General features: G+C 61.0%; 13 protein-coding genes. 2 read left to right on the top strand and 11 right to left on the bottom strand.

Annotated features, from left to right (window positions below; genetic code table 11):
- A complete protein-coding gene (locus tag PspS34_RS27485; protein WP_102669385.1) occupies positions 1-573 on the bottom strand; it encodes a xanthine phosphoribosyltransferase in 573 nt (190 codons plus the stop codon).
- Positions 574-630: 57 nt separating this feature from the next.
- Positions 631-2,640 (bottom strand): DNA helicase Rep, encoded by a 2,010-nt coding sequence (gene rep, locus PspS34_RS27480; protein ID WP_007989511.1) that lies wholly within the window; start codon positions 2,638-2,640, stop codon positions 631-633.
- A gap of 264 nt (positions 2,641-2,904) precedes the next feature.
- Here rep and PspS34_RS27475 point away from each other — a divergent pair, with 264 nt between their 5' ends.
- Positions 2,905-4,578 (top strand): bifunctional diguanylate cyclase/phosphodiesterase, encoded by a 1,674-nt coding sequence (locus PspS34_RS27475; protein WP_150814534.1) that lies wholly within the window; start codon positions 2,905-2,907, stop codon positions 4,576-4,578.
- Positions 4,579-4,700: 122 nt separating this feature from the next.
- Here PspS34_RS27475 and PspS34_RS27470 read toward each other — a convergent pair whose 3' ends face one another.
- Positions 4,701-6,098 carry a NorM family multidrug efflux MATE transporter gene (locus PspS34_RS27470; RefSeq protein WP_150814535.1) on the bottom strand — a complete coding sequence of 466 codons (1,398 nt, stop codon included), beginning with the start codon at positions 6,096-6,098 and terminating at the stop codon, positions 4,701-4,703.
- Between the two features lie 159 nt (positions 6,099-6,257).
- Between PspS34_RS27470 and PspS34_RS27465 the strand changes: the two genes are divergently transcribed.
- Positions 6,258-7,178 carry a LysR substrate-binding domain-containing protein gene (locus PspS34_RS27465; RefSeq protein ID WP_154860895.1) on the top strand — a complete coding sequence of 307 codons (921 nt, stop codon included), beginning with the start codon at positions 6,258-6,260 and terminating at the stop codon, positions 7,176-7,178.
- A gap of 32 nt (positions 7,179-7,210) precedes the next feature.
- Here PspS34_RS27465 and PspS34_RS27460 read toward each other — a convergent pair whose 3' ends face one another.
- Genes PspS34_RS27460 through PspS34_RS27425 form a run of 8 tightly spaced genes read right to left on the bottom strand, consistent with a single transcriptional unit; the run spans position 7,211 to position 16,480 of the window.
- The gene (locus PspS34_RS27460; RefSeq protein ID WP_154860896.1) at positions 7,211-8,674 is read right to left on the bottom strand and encodes a VWA domain-containing protein; all 1,464 of its coding nucleotides are present in this window, start codon (positions 8,672-8,674) and stop codon (positions 7,211-7,213) included.
- Positions 8,675-8,730: 56 nt separating this feature from the next.
- On the bottom strand, positions 8,731-9,237 hold the full coding sequence (locus PspS34_RS27455) for a hypothetical protein (RefSeq protein WP_154860897.1): 507 nt from the start codon (positions 9,235-9,237) through the stop codon (positions 8,731-8,733).
- 4 nt (positions 9,238-9,241) lie between these two features.
- Entirely contained in the window at positions 9,242-9,979 is a 738-nt protein-coding gene (locus PspS34_RS27450) for a hypothetical protein (RefSeq protein ID WP_057712765.1), read from the bottom strand.
- Positions 9,980-10,013: 34 nt separating this feature from the next.
- Positions 10,014-11,558, bottom strand: a complete 1,545-nt coding sequence (locus PspS34_RS27445) for an SUMF1/EgtB/PvdO family nonheme iron enzyme (protein WP_154860898.1) — start codon at positions 11,556-11,558, stop codon at positions 10,014-10,016.
- Positions 11,548-12,771 carry an FtsX-like permease family protein gene (locus tag PspS34_RS27440; protein ID WP_090452132.1) on the bottom strand — a complete coding sequence of 408 codons (1,224 nt, stop codon included), beginning with the start codon at positions 12,769-12,771 and terminating at the stop codon, positions 11,548-11,550. The genes PspS34_RS27445 and PspS34_RS27440 overlap by 11 nt, the downstream gene beginning before the upstream one ends.
- Positions 12,755-13,456: an ABC transporter ATP-binding protein gene (locus PspS34_RS27435; RefSeq protein ID WP_154860899.1), complete on the bottom strand. Its 702-nt coding sequence runs from the start codon at positions 13,454-13,456 to the stop codon at positions 12,755-12,757. Before PspS34_RS27435 ends, PspS34_RS27440 begins: the two co-directional genes overlap by 17 nt.
- 10 nt (positions 13,457-13,466) lie before the next feature.
- A complete protein-coding gene (locus PspS34_RS27430; RefSeq protein WP_174245560.1) occupies positions 13,467-15,458 on the bottom strand; it encodes a vWA domain-containing protein in 1,992 nt (663 codons plus the stop codon).
- Positions 15,458-16,480 (bottom strand): hypothetical protein, encoded by a 1,023-nt coding sequence (locus PspS34_RS27425; protein ID WP_154860900.1) that lies wholly within the window; start codon positions 16,478-16,480, stop codon positions 15,458-15,460. Before PspS34_RS27425 ends, PspS34_RS27430 begins: the two co-directional genes overlap by 1 nt.
- Position 16,481: the final 1 nt, after the last annotated feature.

The raw sequence follows: 16,481 nt of genomic DNA, 5'->3' as shown, positions 1-16,481 counted from the left end.
TCAGTCGATGAACGTCACGACGCCACCGGCCAGCGACTTCACACGGGCCAGGGACTCTACGCGATAACCCTGCGAGTCCAGCTCTGCACGACCACCCTGGAACGACTTCTCGATAACGATACCCAGGCCCGCCACGGTGGCGCCGGCCTGTTTGATGATCGAAATCAGTGCCTGGGACGCCTTACCGTTGGCCAGGAAGTCATCGATGATCAGCACGCGGTCGCTGCTGGTCAGGTGGCGCGGAGAGATGGCCACGGTGCTTTCGGTCTGCTTGGTGAACGAGTACACGGTTGCCGACAGCAGGTTTTCGGTCAGGGTCAGGGACTGGTGCTTGCGGGCGAAGATCACCGGCACGCCAAGGTTCAGACCGGTCATGATCGCCGGGGCGATGCCCGAGGCTTCGATGGTGACGATCTTGGTGATGCCCGAATCCTTGAACAGCGTGGCGAATTCGTCGCCGATCAACTTCATCAGGGCCGGGTCGATCTGGTGGTTCAGAAAGGCGTCGACTTTCAGGACCTGGTCGGAAAGCACGATGCCTTCTTCGCGAATTTTCTTGTGCAGGGCTTCCATGAAGCTGTCCTCTGTTGGCGCCTTGTGCGCCCTAAGGTTTTAAAAAAGTGGTCAATTCTAGCGCTTTAACATCGCGCGTATATCCGCCAATGCGTTGTTGCCTCGCACGGCTTTGACTTCGGTCGGTGTGTCGTCGTTGCCTTCCCAGGCCAGGTCGTCCGGCGGCAACTCATCGAGGAAGCGGCTCGGCGCGCAATCGATGATCTCGCCGTACTGCTTGCGCTTGGCGGCGAAGGTGAAGGCCAGGGTCTGGCGCGCACGGGTAATGCCCACATAGGCCAGGCGACGTTCTTCTTCGATGGTGTCGGCTTCGATGCTGGAGCGGTGCGGGAGGATTTCCTCCTCCATGCCCATGATGAACACGTAGGGGAATTCCAGGCCCTTGGACGCATGCAAAGTCATCATCTGCACGCCTTCGGCGCCGTCTTCCTCTTCCTGTTGGCGCTCGAGCATGTCGCGCAGGACGAGTTTGCCGATGGCGTCCTCGACGGTCATCTCGCCTTCTTCGTCTTTTTCCAGGGTGTTCTTCAGCGCCTCGATCAGGAACCAGACGTTACCCATGCGGTAATCGGCGGCCTTGTCGCTGGAGCTGTTGGTGCGCAGCCAGTTCTCGTAGTCGATGTCCATGACCATGCTGCGCAGGGCCGAGATCGGGTCTTCGCCGGCACACTGCTCGCGCACCCTGTCCATGAAGCGCTTGAAGCGCGACAGGCGATCGGTGAAGCGGCTGTCGAGATGCTCGCCCAGGCCGATTTCGTCGGTGGCGGCGTACATCGAGATCTTGCGCTCGGTGGCGTAGTTGCCCAGCTTCTCCAGCGTGGTCGAGCCGATCTCGCGGCGCGGCACGTTGATCACCCGCAGGAACGCGTTGTCGTCGTCCGGGTTCACGATCAGGCGGAAGTAGGCCATCAGGTCCTTTACTTCCTGGCGACCGAAAAAGCTGTTGCCGCCGGACAGGCGATACGGCACCTGGTGGTGCTGCAATTTCAGCTCGATCAGCTTGGCCTGGTAGTTGCCGCGATACAGGATCGCGAAATCGCTGTACGGGCGGTCGGTGCGCAAGTGCAGGCTGAGGATTTCCATGGCCACGCGCTCGGCTTCGGCGTCCTCGTTGCGGCACCGGATCACGCGGATCTCGTCGCCGTGGCCCATTTCACTCCACAACTGTTTTTCGAATTCGTGGGGGTTGTTCGAGATCAGCACGTTGGCGCAGCGCAGGATGCGGCTGGTGGAGCGATAGTTCTGCTCCAGCATCACCACTTTCAAGGAGGGGTAGTCGTCCTTGAGCAGCATCAGGTTTTCCGGGCGCGCGCCGCGCCAGGCGTAGATCGACTGGTCGTCGTCGCCCACCACGGTGAACTGGTTGCGTTTGCCGATGAGCATTTTCACCAGCAGGTACTGGCTGGCGTTGGTGTCCTGGTATTCATCGACCAGCAGGTAGCGCACCTTGTTCTGCCATTTTTCCAGGATGTCGGCGTGTTCTTCGAACAGCTTCACCGGGAGCAGGATCAGGTCGTCGAAATCCACCGCGTTGAACGCCTTGAGCGTGCGCTGGTAGTGGGTGTAGACGATGGCAGCAGTCTGTTCCTTGGGGTTGCGCGCGTTTTCCAGGGCCTGGGCCGGCAGGATCAGGTCGTTTTTCCAGGCGCCGATCATGTTCTTGATCTCGTCGACGCCGTCGTCGCCCGAGTATTCCTTCTGCATGATGTCGGTCATCAGGGCCTTGACGTCGGTCTCGTCGAAGATCGAGAAGCCCGGTTTGTAGCCCAGCCGCACGTGTTCCTTGCGGATGATGTTCAGGCCCAGGTTGTGGAAGGTGCAGACCGTCAGGCCACGGCCTTCGCCGGCGCGCAGCAGGGTGCCAACCCGTTCCTTCATCTCGCGGGCGGCCTTGTTGGTAAAGGTCATGGCGACGATGTACTGGGCGCGGATGCCGCAGTTCTGGATCAGGTGCGCGATTTTGCGCGTGATCACGCTGGTCTTGCCGGAGCCAGCACCGGCGAGCACCAAAAGAGGGCCGCCGACGTAGCTCACGGCTTCTTGCTGCCGGGGATTGAGTCGGGACATAGGTAAATTCAGGAGTCAGTCACGAAATGGGCCGGCATTTTAACAGGCTCAGCGAATTGTGCTGCTCTGTCCGACTTGTGACGTACCACGCTATCTGTAATTGCCGGTTTTGTTACTTTCACGCAGGATGCGCAACGAATTTGCGGCTAATGTTCGTATTTCCGGATACAAAGGTCTCGTTTTGCTCACCGATGTCATTGTCATTGGTCATCGGAACGGCATAATGCCCGTCGCCTACATCTTTGCAGAGTCTAGGGAGCTAGCTTGTCTACGCCTGTCGAACCCTTGCGTTTGCTGCTACTGGCCGAAGAGCCAGCGTGGGCAGCGTTGTTGCGCGAGTGTCTGGCTCCTATGGGGAGCTCGGCCGTGCTCATCAGCGCGCCGAGTTGGGAGTCGGTCAGCAGCCTGTTCGATGACAACCGCAGCGCGGTGTTATTGACCATCCCGCAACTTCAGCCGGCGCCGGGTCGTTGCAGCCTGCCGACGGTGTTGTTGCTCGACCATGAGCCGCTGATCCCGCCCGACGGCGTGAGTGACTGGCTGGTGCGCGATCATCTCGATCCCGGCATGTTGCGCCGTTGCCTACGCCATGTGCGCGAACGTGGCGTTCTGGAAAACACCCTTCAACGTCTGGCCGAGCAAGATCCGCTGACCGGCATCGCTAACCGCCAGGGCTTCCAGACTCTGCTGACGGCGCGCCTGGCGGAAAACGACGGTCGCGGTCTGGCCCTCGGTCATCTCGACCTCGACAACTTTCGTTATGCCAACGACGCCCTCGGCCATCAGGCCGGTGATCGCCTGATCCTGCAAGTGGTGGCGCGGCTCAAGAGTCAGCTTGAGGCCGGCGATCAACTGGCGCGCCTGGGCAGTGATGAATTCGCTCTGCTGATCGACACCCGTCGTGCTCCCCAGCGTGCCGAGTGGATGGCCGAGCGCATCAGCGAAATACTGGCCGAGCCTTATTGGGTCGATGGCGAAAGCCTGTTGATCGGTTCCAGCCTGGGCATTGCCTACGCCCGGGCCCAGGCCGGTGCGGATCCGCTGATGTGGCATGCACATATCGCCATGCAGCAGGCCAAAAGCACCCAGGGCTGCACCTTTCACATTTTCAACGAGCGCATCAATCGCAATGCCCGCAGCATCGCCGACCTCGAAACCGAGCTGCGTCGGGCACTGCGCCGCGATGAGCTGGAGCTGCATTACCAGCCACGGCTGAACCTCGAAGACGGGCAGATCGTCGGCCTTGAAGCCCTGGTGCGCTGGCGCCATGCCGAGCGCGGTTTGTTGCCTCCGAGCGAGTTCGTGCCACTGGCTGAGCAGAGCGGTCTGATCGTGCCGTTGGGGTACTGGGTAATTTCCCGGGCCTTGCGCGACATGCAGGCGCTGCTCGAGCTGGGATTGCCACCGTTGCACATGGCGATCAACCTGTCATTCCGGCAATTCCAGGACAGCCAGTTGCTTTCGACTCTCAGTCGTCTGATTGCCGAGCGCGGTGTCGAGGCGCAGTGGCTGGAGTTCGAACTGACCGAAACCGCCGTGATGCGTCGCAGCGATCTGGTGAAGCAGACCATGGACGCCCTCGGGCGCCTCGGTGTGCGCTTCTCCCTCGACGACTTCGGCACCGGGTTCTCGTCGTTCGTGCACCTCAACAGCCTGCCGATCACCTTGCTGAAGATCGACAAGAGCTTTGTCGGCGGCATGGAGCAGCGTGAGGAAAACCGCAAACTGGTGCACGCGATGATCAACCTGGCGCACAACCTCAACCTCGAGGTGGTCGCAGAAGGCGTGGAAACGCCGGAGCAACTGGATCTGCTGCGTGGGTTTGAATGCGATCAGGTGCAGGGGTATTTGATCAGCAGGCCTTTGCCGCTGGCCGAACTGGTGGAGTATCTGACGTTTGGCAGCAATCAGCAGCCGATGCTGGAAATCGTGGGCTGAGGTTGCCACAGAGCCCTGTAGGAGCGAGCTTGCTCGCGATAAACCTGAGAACCCCGCGGGGCACCTGCCAACCAGCGTTATCGTTGACGACCATCGCGAGCGAGCTCGCTCCTACAGGGGGCTCAGTCAGGCTGGGCAATCTCGAAACGCTGCACTGACGTCGTGTCGCGCTTGATCATCCGCTTCATCTTCCACTCAAATCCCAGCGTCAGGCTCACCGCCGCACACGCCAGCCCCAGCGCCAGGCCCCACCAGACGCCCGTTGGCCCCCAGTCCAGGTGGAACGCCATCCACCACGCCGCCGGTGCGCCAATCAGCCAATAGCAACCCAGGCCGACCAGGAAAGTGGTCTTGGCATCCTTGAGTCCGCGGATGCAGCCCATGGCAATGGTTTGCGTGCCGTCGAACAGTTCGAACCATGCCGCCACCGCCAACAGGCTCACGGCAAGGTTGATGACATCGCGAAACGCCGGGTCGTTGTGGTCGAGAAACAAACCGACCAACTGGTTTGGCAATAGCCAGAAGACCATGGCGAAACACAGCATCGCCACCGCCCCGAAGGCAATGCCGACCCGCCCGGCCAGCCGCGCATCCAGCAATTGCCCGGCGCCGTAGTGCTGGCCGATGCGCATGGTGATTGCATAAGAAATCCCTGCCGGGACCATGAACGCCACCGAAACGATTTGCAGGGCAATCTGATGAGCCCCCAGCTGTGTGCTGCCCATGGTGCCCATGCACAGCGCGGCGAAGGCAAACAGCCCGACTTCCACCGCGTAGGTACCGCCAATCGGCAGCCCCAGACGCCACAGCTCCTTCAGGTACTGGCGGTTCAGCCGCGACAGGCCCTGGCGCAGCGGATAGGCCTCATAAGCCGGATGCCGACGAATGTGCCACGCCAGCGCCAGTGCCATCAGGTTGGCGACAATCGCCGTGACCAGCCCGATGCCCGTCAGCCCCAGTTTCGGCAGGCCGAACATGCCGGTAATCAGCGCATAGTTGAGCAGGAAGTTGGCGACCGTACCGCCAACACTGATGACCATCACTGGCGTTGCACGGCCAATGGCGCTGGTGAACCCGCGCAGGGCCATGAAGCTCAGGTAGCCGGGCAGGGCGAACGGCAGGAAGATCAAAAACTGCCCGGCTGCGTTGACGTTGCTTTCAGTCTGGCCGAATAGCAGTAGCACCGGTTTGAGGTTCCACAACAGCAAACCGGCGACCAGCGCCATCAGCCACGCCAGCCACAACCCGGCCTGGGTCAGTCGAGTGGCCCCGACAATATCGCCGGCACCCTGACGGATCGCCACCAGGGTGCCGACCGCCGCAATCACGCCGATGCAGAAAATCGACACGAACGAATAGGTCGCCGCACCGAGCCCGCCACCGGCCAGGGCCTCGGGACTCAGGCGCGCCATCATCAGAGTGTCGGTGAGGACCATCAGCATGTGCGCCAACTGCGAGGCAATCAACGGCCCCGCCAGCCGCAGGATGGCCCAGAGTTCAGTACGTGCTGGATGCTGCATGGTCATCACGCTCGATTATCAAAAGGGAACAGGAAAGCACCGATTCTCGGCGCTCTGCACGGTTTTCACAAAGGGATAAAAAGGATGGATAGCATGATTCAAACTCATGCTGGAGAGTTTCTGCTAGGGTAGGCGAACCCCGCAGTAGGAGCTTTCCCAATGTCCCGTCGTCTTCCTCCCTTGTATGCCCTGCGCGCATTCGAAGCGGCGGCGCGGCACAGTTCGTTTACCCGCGCGGCCGAAGAGCTGTCGATTACCCAAAGTGCGGTCAGCCGGCATATTCGTACGCTCGAAGAGCACTTTGCCTGCCGCTTGTTTCATCGCAGTGGCCGCAACCTGCAACTGACCGAGTCGGCCCGGTTGCTGTTGCCGGGCATTCGCGAAGGCTTCACCGCGCTTGAACGCGCCTGCAATACCTTGCGCGCCGAAGACGACATCCTGCGCATGAAAGCCCCGTCGACCCTGACCATGCGTTGGTTGCTGGCGCGCCTCAGTCGCTTCCGTCATCTGCAGCCAGGCAACGAAGTGCAATTGACCAGTGCGTGGATGGACGTCGATTCAGTGGACTTCAACCACGAACCCTTCGACTGCGCCGTCATCCTCAGCAATGGGCATTTTCCACCGGACTGGGAGGCGACTTTCCTGTTCCCCGAAGAGCTGATTCCGGTGGGCGCGCCGAATCTTCTGAAGGATCAACCATGGGACGTCGCGCGCCTGGCCAGTACCGAGCTGCTGCACCCGACACCGGACCGCCGTGACTGGCGCAACTGGCTGGAGCGCATGGGCCTGACCGATCAGGTCTCGCTCAAGGGCGGTCAGGTGTTCGACACGCTGGAACTGGGCATGATTGCAGCCGCCCGTGGCTACGGCGTGTCCATGGGCGATTTGCTGATGGTCGCGGAGGATGTCGCGCAGGGACGTCTGAGTTTGCCGTGGCCGACAGCCGTCGCCAGCGGTGAGAATTATTTCCTGGTCTGGCCGAAAACCCGCCCCGGAGGCGAGCGTTTGCGCCGCCTCAGCGATTTTCTTTTGGGTGAGGTTCGGGCCATGGAGTTACCGGCGGTCGAGCACTTGAGATGAATCATCGCGGGCAAGTCGGAACAGTCCCCAAGCTAATCGCACTTGGCATTGCTGGATACTTCCTTGCTCGCCTGTTTCAACAGGTTACTCAACTCAGCCGCATTGGTGCTGTTGTAAACCCGACCTCCGGTGTTTTCAGCGATACAGCGTGACGGGCCGCCAGCACCGATTTTCACCACGTTGACCCGCAGGCGCGGTTGTTCCCTGGCGATTCGACGGGATACCGCGCAAACGTCCTGCCCGCAACCGTCTTCACCGTCGACGAACATCACGATCACCGCATCGTTATTGCGCCCGTCGACCGTACTCGCCGCGTGGGCCAGGCTGTCGGCCAGCGGTGTGCCGTCGTCGGGAACCAGGCCTCGAATCCCGTTGATCAGCCGCGGGCGGTCGCCGAACTTGAACAAACCCTGGTCCGGTGTTCTTTCGCAGCCGGCGAAGGTGATCAGGCGTGTGTCGATCTTCGGGTCCAGCCCGTTGATCATGCCGGCCAGCGAGTCCTTGGCGACGTCCATGCGGCTGGGTTTGGCGGTAAGCCGCATGGTGCGGTTCGGGTCCAGGAGCTTGTTGATGTCAGGACCGAAGAACCAGTCCTCGTCGGATTTCACTGACTTGATGTTCAAATCCATCGAACCCGAGGTGTCGAGCACCACCACGAACTGCGGGACCTCTGACTTCGGCGCTGTTTTGCGGCATGCGAAGTTGTCCAGCGTCGGGGCGGGTGGCGGGGCAGCCACTACCGGTTTTGGTGGTGGAACCGGTTTGGGTGGCGGGGTCGGCTTGGGTTCCGGTGCCGGTGCCGGCTTTGGTGGCGGGACCGGCTTGGGTTCCGCTACCGGCTCTGGCGTGGGTTCTGGTGCCGGAACAGGTTTCGGTTCCGGTTCCACGACAGGCTCGGGGACAGGTTCAACCGGTTTCTCAACAGGCGTCACTACCGGTGCCACAGGCGCTACAGGCGGAACCACGACAACCGGCTCACGGTGCAGGAACCACCAGAGCCAGAGCGCCAGAAGCAGCAACAGCAGCGCGAGCAAGGCTGCCGCGATCCACCAGCCACGACGCGACGGCGGTAGGACGGGCACCACTGGCGGCACGATCGGTTTGGGCGGACGCTGGTTCCACCGCACCACCAAAGGCTCACCGTTGAGGCTGTAGAGTTTGTCCAGCTCAGGCGTACCGAGCAGGCTGCGCAGGTCATTCGCTTCCGTCGGTTGACCGCGTTTTTGCAGTTCATCCGCCAGCTGTCCGAGGGACGTCTGACGCACTTCATAGGTTTCCAGCAAACGTCGTTGCGCGTCCTCGTTGAGATCGGCATAAGGCGTGGGTTGGCCACCCAGTTCGGTCCACCATTCCAGCACGTCGCCGCTGCCCATCCGCGGGATAGCAAACAGACTGGCGACGGTCGGCGGAAAGTGTTTCTGGATGAGGGCGACTTTGGCTTGCAGCGCACTCATCCCCTCCGATGTGGCTTGCGCATCCCTGATGACCCGCTGCATGACGACGATTCCTGAAAAAGTGCAGGCATCCATCGGGACGCTTGCGGGGTGAAAAGTTACTCTTCGTAGCCGAGGCTGAATTGCAGCTGATTGACCTTCTTCTGCAACGTTTTCAGCTCTTGCTGCTTGGTCGCGAGTGTCGCGGGTGTTGATTTGGCCGTTGGCGCCGCTTGCGAAGCCTTGAGCTGCTTCTCGAGGTCGGCAATCTGCTTCTGCACCTGGGCCTCATTGCCACGCCGAGCCTTGAGCGAGGTCAGCAGTTGCGCCAGCGACTGATTCAGCGCAGCCTGGGATTTCCGCTGGCTGGCCAGATCGGTCTTGGTGCTGAGCTGCTGGGCCTGAATGTTCTCGTACACCTGACGGAACATTGCGTTTTGCTGTCGGGACTCGCTCAGGGCCAGTTCCTTCTGCTTGACCTGATCGCTGTAACCACCGGAGTAGTCACAGTTCATCTTGGTTAGCAGGCTGCTGTCGCGATTGGTTGCATCGCATTCGCCGGGCGGGGTCGCGCAACCGCTCAGGGCCAGGACGGCAGTGATGACCATTAGTTGTCGTAGCGTCATGTGCTTAACCCAGGGTGATTGCGGAGCGTTGGCTGTACAGAGCGTCGACTTCCTTCTGCAGGCTGACGACTTTCTGGTTCATTCTCTGAATGTTCATGTCCACCTGTCGGATCTCGGCGCTGGTGCCTTGCGAACGCTCGGCGTCTGCCACTTTTCTGTACTCGGTGACCTTGGTACGCATGTTGGCAAGGTCTTTGCGCAGGCGTGCGATGTCCGAGTCGATCCCGGCGATTTGCGCCTGAGCCCTGCTCTTGTCGACTTTCTTGTTGGCGATGTCCTTTTTGATCTGGGCAATTTGCGCATTGTCATCATTGATCACTTGCTGAGCGGTCGCAGTCCGGGCGATCACGTTCTGCGTGTCTTGTTCGACGTCGCTGTTCATCTTCGCCAAGCGGGTGGTGGTGTCGGCGTATTGGGCGCGACGTTGATCCAGGTAATAGTTCGCGCCCATGGCCACGCCACACGCGGTAATACCGGCGGCGATGACGCACACGGTTTTGTTGCTGCTGTTGGACAGCGCGCAAGCGAGGATGCCGACACCGGCGCCGACGGCGCAGGCCTGGTAACCGGACTTGCTGAAGAACTCTGCGTCATTGCCCTGGGTCAGGCGCGGGTCGGCACCGTCGCCTTCGCCTTCGCCCAACATGGAGCTGCCGGTGTTGGCGCAACCGCTCATTAGCAGGCTGCCGGCGACTACGAAAGCGATCTGTAGCTTGAAGCGAGTCCAAAGGCTGCGCGACATGGTGAAACTCCTACGTAACGGTGTTGACGCGTTGTTATTGAGTGACGGTTTTGCAGCTGGTCAGCCAGGCTTCAGTGTCGATTTTCTGCTTTTGCAGGAACGCCTTCTGATTGGCCCAGTGGGTGCGCAAGTAAGGTTTGAGGTCTTGCAGCTGTTTGTTGCGGGTGATGATTTCTTCCATCACCGGGACTTGCGATTCAAGCAGTGGCTGGCCGTACAAGGTAGCCGATTCCACCAGGCTGCTGGCGTAGTAGCGGCTGAGTTTGTGCAGGCGATCCTTTTGCTCGTTGAGCTTGCCTTTACGCATGTCGCAACTGGCATCTTTGTCTGCGCTTTCGCAGTTGAGCTTGTAGTTCTTTTGCAGGAAGTCGACGTACTGGCCGTCGTCGAGCATCTTGGTGCACAGGAACGCACCCAGGTTGAGGCTGGCGCGGATCGCCTGGTCGCGGGTTTCTTCCTGCTGCTGGTTGCTGGCGCGCAACTGGTTCTCCAGGGCCTGGAGCTTTTCCTTGAGCGCTTTGTCTTCGACACCCGAGGCGAGGCTGTTCAGCGATTGTACGGTGCCTTTGTCGGCGGATTCGGTTTCCTTGCTGCCGGTGCCGAGTTTCTTCCAGCTGCTTTCGATGCTGGCGACCCGTTCGCGAGAGGTTAGGGTCGGGGAGACCAGCACCAGTCGCAGGCCGGTGGTCTTGTTTTTCACCTGGCCTTCGGCGTTGTAATACGGCTCTTCCTTACGCAATGCCGTACGCAGGTCGGCCTGGGCGGTCAGGTAGTTGCCGCCACGGACGACATAGCCGCCGGCCTGACCGTGCTGGCGGTCGAGTTTGTTCAGGCGAAACGGCTCGAACATCATTTCGTCGACGTTACCGAGCATGTCATGCAGGCCCAGCGGGTTGGGCTTTTGCAGGCCGGTCAATTGCACTTTGCCGTTGGACGATTGCGCCCCGGCGAACCACTCGTAGGCGTTGATGCCTTCTGGCATCGGGTAGTGCGTGTCGCGGAATTCAGCAGCACCGACTTCCAGCCCGCCGCGCGCGGCGAACTCCCACTCGACCTCGGTCGGCAGGCGCAGGAATCCCAGGGCGCCGTCTTCCTTTGGCAGCTTGCCGGCGGCGTTTTTGCGCAGCCACAGGTTGTACTTGTCGGCGGCGTCGATGGCTTGCACCCAGCTCACCGCCGTTTGCGGCAAGCGCATTTTGGTGGCAGCGGTGGGGCAGGTTGCTTCGGTCAGCGCGGCGTATTGCAACTGACTCATCTCGTACTTGGCCATCAGGTAGTAGCGGGACTTGTCGTTCCTGGCCCCGGTAAAACTGCCGGCGATAAAGGTCGGGCGGGTCTGCTCGACATAGCCGTATTCCGCGCCGTCCTGACCGATGTTGATCGGGTAGTCATCCAAGGGACCTGCGACCGGAATGAACACTTTGCGAAACACCATCGAACCTTCGCAGGGCATCGGCAGCACGACGTCGCCAGCCTCGGGCATCGGGTTGTAATACTTCTCTTCCCAGCCCGCCGCCGAGGCGTCGAGCAAGTAGCCGAGGCTCAGGGGTAACAGCAAGCCAAAACGTTTATAGCTCACGCAGACTCTCCGCAGGTTGGATGTTGATGGCTCTCAGCGCGCCGATCATGGCCACCAGGGCAGCGACCAGAAAGGTCAGGAGCAGGGCGGCAACGCCGTGCCAGACCGTGATGTGGCAAACGAAGGTACCGGTGGCCTGGCTGCTGCCGAGCAGGGAGTCGAACAAATGACTGCCCACGGTATAAAACCCCAGCCCGCCCACGTAGCCGGCCAAACTCAGCACCAGCGCTTGCAGGACCACGAAACCGCCGACGGACCTGCGCTTGAAGCCCAGCAGACGCAGGACCGCCAGGCTTTTGCGTTTACGATCGATGTTGGCCAGGAACGCGCCAACCATGGACGCCACGCAGCCGATCAGTGCCGCCATGGCGATCACACCGAAGATCAACCCCAGCACATGGTTGATGGCTTTGACGTTGTCGATGTCGGCCAGTCGGCTCGACGTTTCGATGTGTTGTTCGTTGAGCCAGTGTTCCAGCGGCGCGACCTGGTCGATGTCGCGCGCATACACGCGGGCGCGGGCATACAGCGGTTGTAGATTCCCCTGAGGCTTGCCGGTGGTAACGCCGAACTCACTGACCTGATAACCGTCGCGAAAGCGCTCCAGATCCAGTAGCAGCGGCGGGGCGACGAACCCGGCCGCGCGACCGAAGCGGGCACCGTCGAGCACGGCCAGTACCGTCAGCGTCATCTCGCCGCGTTCATTGACACCTTCCAGGCGGCGCAAGGCCCGTAGCTGCACGCTGTCGCCGGCCTTGGCCTGCAAGCGTTGCGCTGCGCTGGCGCTGAGGATCACCTGATTGCCGACGGGGTTGAGGGACGCCAGATTCAGCTGTGGGTCGCCGGGCTCGGTGGCGATGATTTCCGCGCCTTCGACAAAGCGTTGCATGCCGATCAGCAGGTCCGCCTGGGTATTGAGCGAGCGGGTCTGGCCGAGGGCAAAGCCGGTCTCGGGGCGCAGGCGCAAACGCTCGATCCAAGCTGCGTCGTAGTTACCGTTGCTGAGCATCTTCACTTCAAGGTTGCGCGGGTCGCGCAGCAGTTCGTCCTGCAGCTGGCTGACCACCCCGTGTTTGAGCCCGAACAGCAACAACAACGGCGCGATCACCGCCACCAGGGAAGCGGCGATACACAGCGAGACCTTGCGGTCGTGCCAGAGGTCTTGCAGTGCCAGTGAGCCCAGCAGGCGCAAGCGATCAGTCCATCGGTTCAAACAGAGTCTCTCCCAGATGGTTGATAGCACCGAGTCGCGGCAACCCGAAATCCTTCAGCAGGGCCCAGTCATGGGATACAACGAGCGCACTCAGACCCATGCTCGACACCAGGCTCAGGAGCAACTCGAACAAACGCCGGGCACTATGAGGGTCGAGCGCGGCGGTCGGCTCGTCGGCCAACAGCAGCAGCGGTTCATGGGCAATTGCCCGAACGCAGGCGACGCGCTGGCGCTCGCCAATCGACAAGGCCTGGGGTTGTTTGTCCAACAAGCCTTGCAGGCGCAATACGTCAACGGCGTGGTCGATGTGATCGCTCTTCGCCTGCATCCCGAGCAAACGGCGCGGCAGGCTGATGTTGTCTCTCACGCTCAGGAACGGCAGCAAGCCGCCGCTCTGCAAAATGAATCCCAAGTGCCGTGAACGCACCGCTGCAAGCGCAGGCTGATCGTCAGTGGCCAGCAGTTGGGCGATATCCTGAGCGTGCGTCGGGCCCAGCTGGAAGCGCTCGAGTTCTACCGGTGCGAGCAACAGACCGATGGCTTCGAGCAACGTGCTTTTGCCGCTGCCGCTCTCACCCGTGACGGCGAGGATTTCTCCGGCGCCGATCCGCAGGTGCGGCAGTCGCACGTGATGAGCCTGTGCGCCTTCTCCACGGCGCACCAGCATGTTCTTGATTTCGAGCATCGGCGTCTCGTCAGGGCATCATTTCCAGCGGGACGGGGTAGACGTTGTCCCGCGCATCGCTGTCTTTGGCTAAGGCTACCCAACGGTCGACATCGGCGTTGTAACGCTGGTAATGCCGCAGTTTGGTGTTCAACGTGCGGATGAATTTTTCTTGTGCCAGACCATCCCAGCTCTTCCAGGTCTCTTCATCCAGGTTCAGCACTTCACTCTGATAAGGCAGGTCTTCAAGGTATTCACCGAGCACGCCCATGTCCGCCAGTTTGGCATTGCTGTTCTGTTTGAGCTGATTGGGATCGGCGCCCATGGTCGCCGCCACCGAGCGCAGGCGATTGAACATGTCCGTTGGCGAAATCAGGCCCTCGTTGGCGGCATCGAGAATCTGCTTCATCACGTCGCTCAAGTCGCTGAGCTGTGACTTGGTCAGCAGCACCCGCACGTCGGTGGTCGGAATGTTCTGCTTGATCAGGTCGCGGTCGGTGATCCATGCCTTGAACACTGGCGGGGCCTTGCTGTTGGTCCTCTCGCCGAGATAGGCGAGTTGCATGGCGTGGCCGATCAGCGCCGCGTCTTCGAGCATTTTTTTCTCGGCCGGGTCCTGCTTGGCGTTCGCCGCGCTGCCGATGGCGTCTTCGCCCATGTAGGCGGCTTTGACTTGTGTAGTGATCGCTGCGGCCAGTGTGTCGACCTTGCGCCCGAATTCTTGCACATCGCCTGCGTTTACCGGGTAGTACAGCGAAGTGTTGGTACCCGGGTAGGTCGACAGATTCCGGTATTGCGCCTCGGCTTTGGCATGGTCCTTGGCACCGGCCGGGGTTTTCAGGTGCAGCGTGTAAATCGCCACACCCGGGTTGGCGGCTTCGATACGTACCTGTGCAGCGCTCAAGCCGGTCTTCGACAGCTTGTCGTCGCCTTCGATGGCGCCCGCATCGGTGATCAGCACCACGTAGCGTGCGCCGAACTGGCTCCAGTCGACCTTGTCGATGCTCTCCATGACCCCGGCAAACGAGTCTTCATCGAAGCTGCTGCTCGACACGTTAGCCTGTTTGAGGTCTTTGATCCTGGCGAAAAAGTCGGCGCTGTCTTTCACCTTGGTAGGGTCGGCGTACATCTTGGTGGTGTATTCCAGCCCCGGTACTGCCTGGGTGTTGGAGCGGAAAGCCACCAGGCCGAACTTGACCTGCTTGCCGAGGTTCTGCGCTTCGATCTTCTGGTAAACCTTGCGGATCGCCTCGCGGGTGCGGTCGATATAGGGGTCCATCGAGATCGTCGAGTCGATGACAAATACCACGGCCGCGCTGAATTCCTTCAGCTGGTTGGCCTTTTTCTCTTCGGCTTCCTTGCTGCCGGCAGGGCTGTTTGCAGCCCCGCCCTTGGCGTTCTTGTCATCCGGCTTGCTGACGGAGGCCACATTGAGCAGGCGCGTGCGGAAACCGCTTTCGGTCATGACTTCTTCGCCACTGAGCACTGGCAGCAGGTAGAACTGCTTTTGCAGGTCGACGAAGTATTCAGGTTCTTCAGCCAGTACGCCCGGTGCTTGCAGGCCCTTTTTCAGCGTGGCCCGCAGCGGCGCGACTTTGCTGACCGGGTCCGGTGCATCGAGGATGCCTTCGACGGTGGCGCGGTCCTTGAAGAACAGCAGCCGGTCGCGGTTGGCCGGGTTAGTGAAGGCCAGCGTCAGCTGCATCTTCCAGTCGGTGGTGCAGCTGGCAGGCAGCCAGCCAATGGTTTTGCCATAACTGTCGGGACCGACTTTCAGCCATTCGGCATTGTTCGCTTGCGCACGTTCGTACACATAGAAGCGGCTGAAGACCGGTTGTGCTTCACCTTCGGCACCGCCCGCCGTCGAGCTGATTTTGCAGCCCGGTGTGGTCAGCACGCGTTGGAACAGGGTCTTTTTACCGGCCTGGATCAGCGGTTTGTCATCGGCCTGGGACAGTGGGCTGATGCACAGCGCGAGCAAGGCGGCACCGCTCAGCAGGAGTCGACTCATGGGTGAACGCATCACTTCTGCAACTCCTCGAAACGCTGCTTGGCTTCGGCATTGTTCGGGTCCTGGATGAGGATGGTTTCATACCAGTAGGCGGCGGTGGCGTTGTCCGCAGCCGGGAAGCACTCGCTGGCCTTCAGGTATTTAGGGTCGTATTCACGGGCATAGGCGTTGGCGATCAGCACGTCACCAGCCTGGGCACGGTTGGCGTACAGGCGCTGGGCGACGCCGCAGTGTTTACTGGCCTTGGCCTGGTCGATGATCTCCAACAACCTGGCACTGTCGGGTGCCGCCTTGATGCAGGTCTGGACGAAGGTCAACTCGGGCAGGCTGTTCATACTGTCGAGGGTGCAGGCTTGAGCATTGGCGCCGGCAGGTGCGCTGGCAGTGGCTGCAACCGCAGGCGCTGGGGTGCGTTTGTAGAACCAGAATCCGGCGCCCGCCGCCAGCAACAACACCACAATCAACAGGCCGATCAGACCTTTGTTGCTTTTCTTCACCGGTGCGGGAGGCGGCGTATAGGCGCGCTCGGTGAGTACCGATTCCAACTCCACTTCTGGCTCGGCGGTGGACAGGGTCAGTTCAGGCAAATCCGGGATCTCCGGGATCTCCGGTGCCGGTGCGCTCGGCGCCGTCAGTTCGGCACCGCCGTAAGTCGAGCGTGTCTGGCCGCCGGCCGTGGACGGCAGCAAGCCGACGCCTGGCCGAACCACGCCTTTGTCGGCGTGGCCTTGGCTCTGTTCACGCAGTTCGATCTGGAATTGCGAGTTGGCGCCGCCTTCCAGCAGTGGGTCAACCACGTCCGGTCCGACCTGGGTTTCCAAAGCTTCGCCGTTGGCCGCGAGGTTGAAACGCGAGACCTTGAACCAGAATGGATTGTTGCTCCAGGCCTTGTGGTCCTGAAGGTAAAAACCGTCCTGGTTGCGCTGAATGGAAAACTCCAGCTGTTCCTCGTCACCCTGCCATTTCTTCACAGTGAGGCGGGCCTGGCCAGGCACATTGGGCTCTAACGCGAGCAGGTCGACACGAATTGGCATT

Source organism: Pseudomonas sp. S34, from assembly GCF_009866745.1.
Taxonomy (GTDB): Bacteria; Pseudomonadota; Gammaproteobacteria; order Pseudomonadales; family Pseudomonadaceae; genus Aquipseudomonas; species Aquipseudomonas jessenii.
The sequence above is the reverse complement of the archived record's forward strand: the minus strand, read 5'-3'. Positions and strand labels throughout refer to the sequence as shown.

Bases quoted from the DNA above. Each gene is read 5' to 3' on its own strand.
- PspS34_RS27485 (WP_102669385.1), bottom strand. From the start codon at position 573: ATGGAAGCCCTGCACAAGAAAATTCGCGAAGAAGGCATCGTGCTTTCC.
- rep (WP_007989511.1), bottom strand. From the start codon at position 2,640: ATGTCCCGACTCAATCCCCGGCAGCAAGAAGCCGTGAGCTACGTCGGC.
- PspS34_RS27470 (WP_150814535.1), bottom strand. From the start codon at position 6,098: ATGCAGCATCCAGCACGTACTGAACTCTGGGCCATCCTGCGGCTGGCG.
- PspS34_RS27465 (WP_154860895.1), top strand. From the start codon at position 6,258: ATGTCCCGTCGTCTTCCTCCCTTGTATGCCCTGCGCGCATTCGAAGCG.
- PspS34_RS27460 (WP_154860896.1), bottom strand. From the start codon at position 8,674: ATGCAGCGGGTCATCAGGGATGCGCAAGCCACATCGGAGGGGATGAGT.
- PspS34_RS27455 (WP_154860897.1), bottom strand. From the start codon at position 9,237: ATGACGCTACGACAACTAATGGTCATCACTGCCGTCCTGGCCCTGAGC.
- PspS34_RS27450 (WP_057712765.1), bottom strand. From the start codon at position 9,979: ATGTCGCGCAGCCTTTGGACTCGCTTCAAGCTACAGATCGCTTTCGTA.
- PspS34_RS27435 (WP_154860899.1), bottom strand. From the start codon at position 13,456: ATGCTCGAAATCAAGAACATGCTGGTGCGCCGTGGAGAAGGCGCACAG.
- PspS34_RS27430 (WP_174245560.1), bottom strand. From the start codon at position 15,458: ATGCGTTCACCCATGAGTCGACTCCTGCTGAGCGGTGCCGCCTTGCTC.
- PspS34_RS27425 (WP_154860900.1), bottom strand. From the start codon at position 16,480: ATGCCAATTCGTGTCGACCTGCTCGCGTTAGAGCCCAATGTGCCTGGC.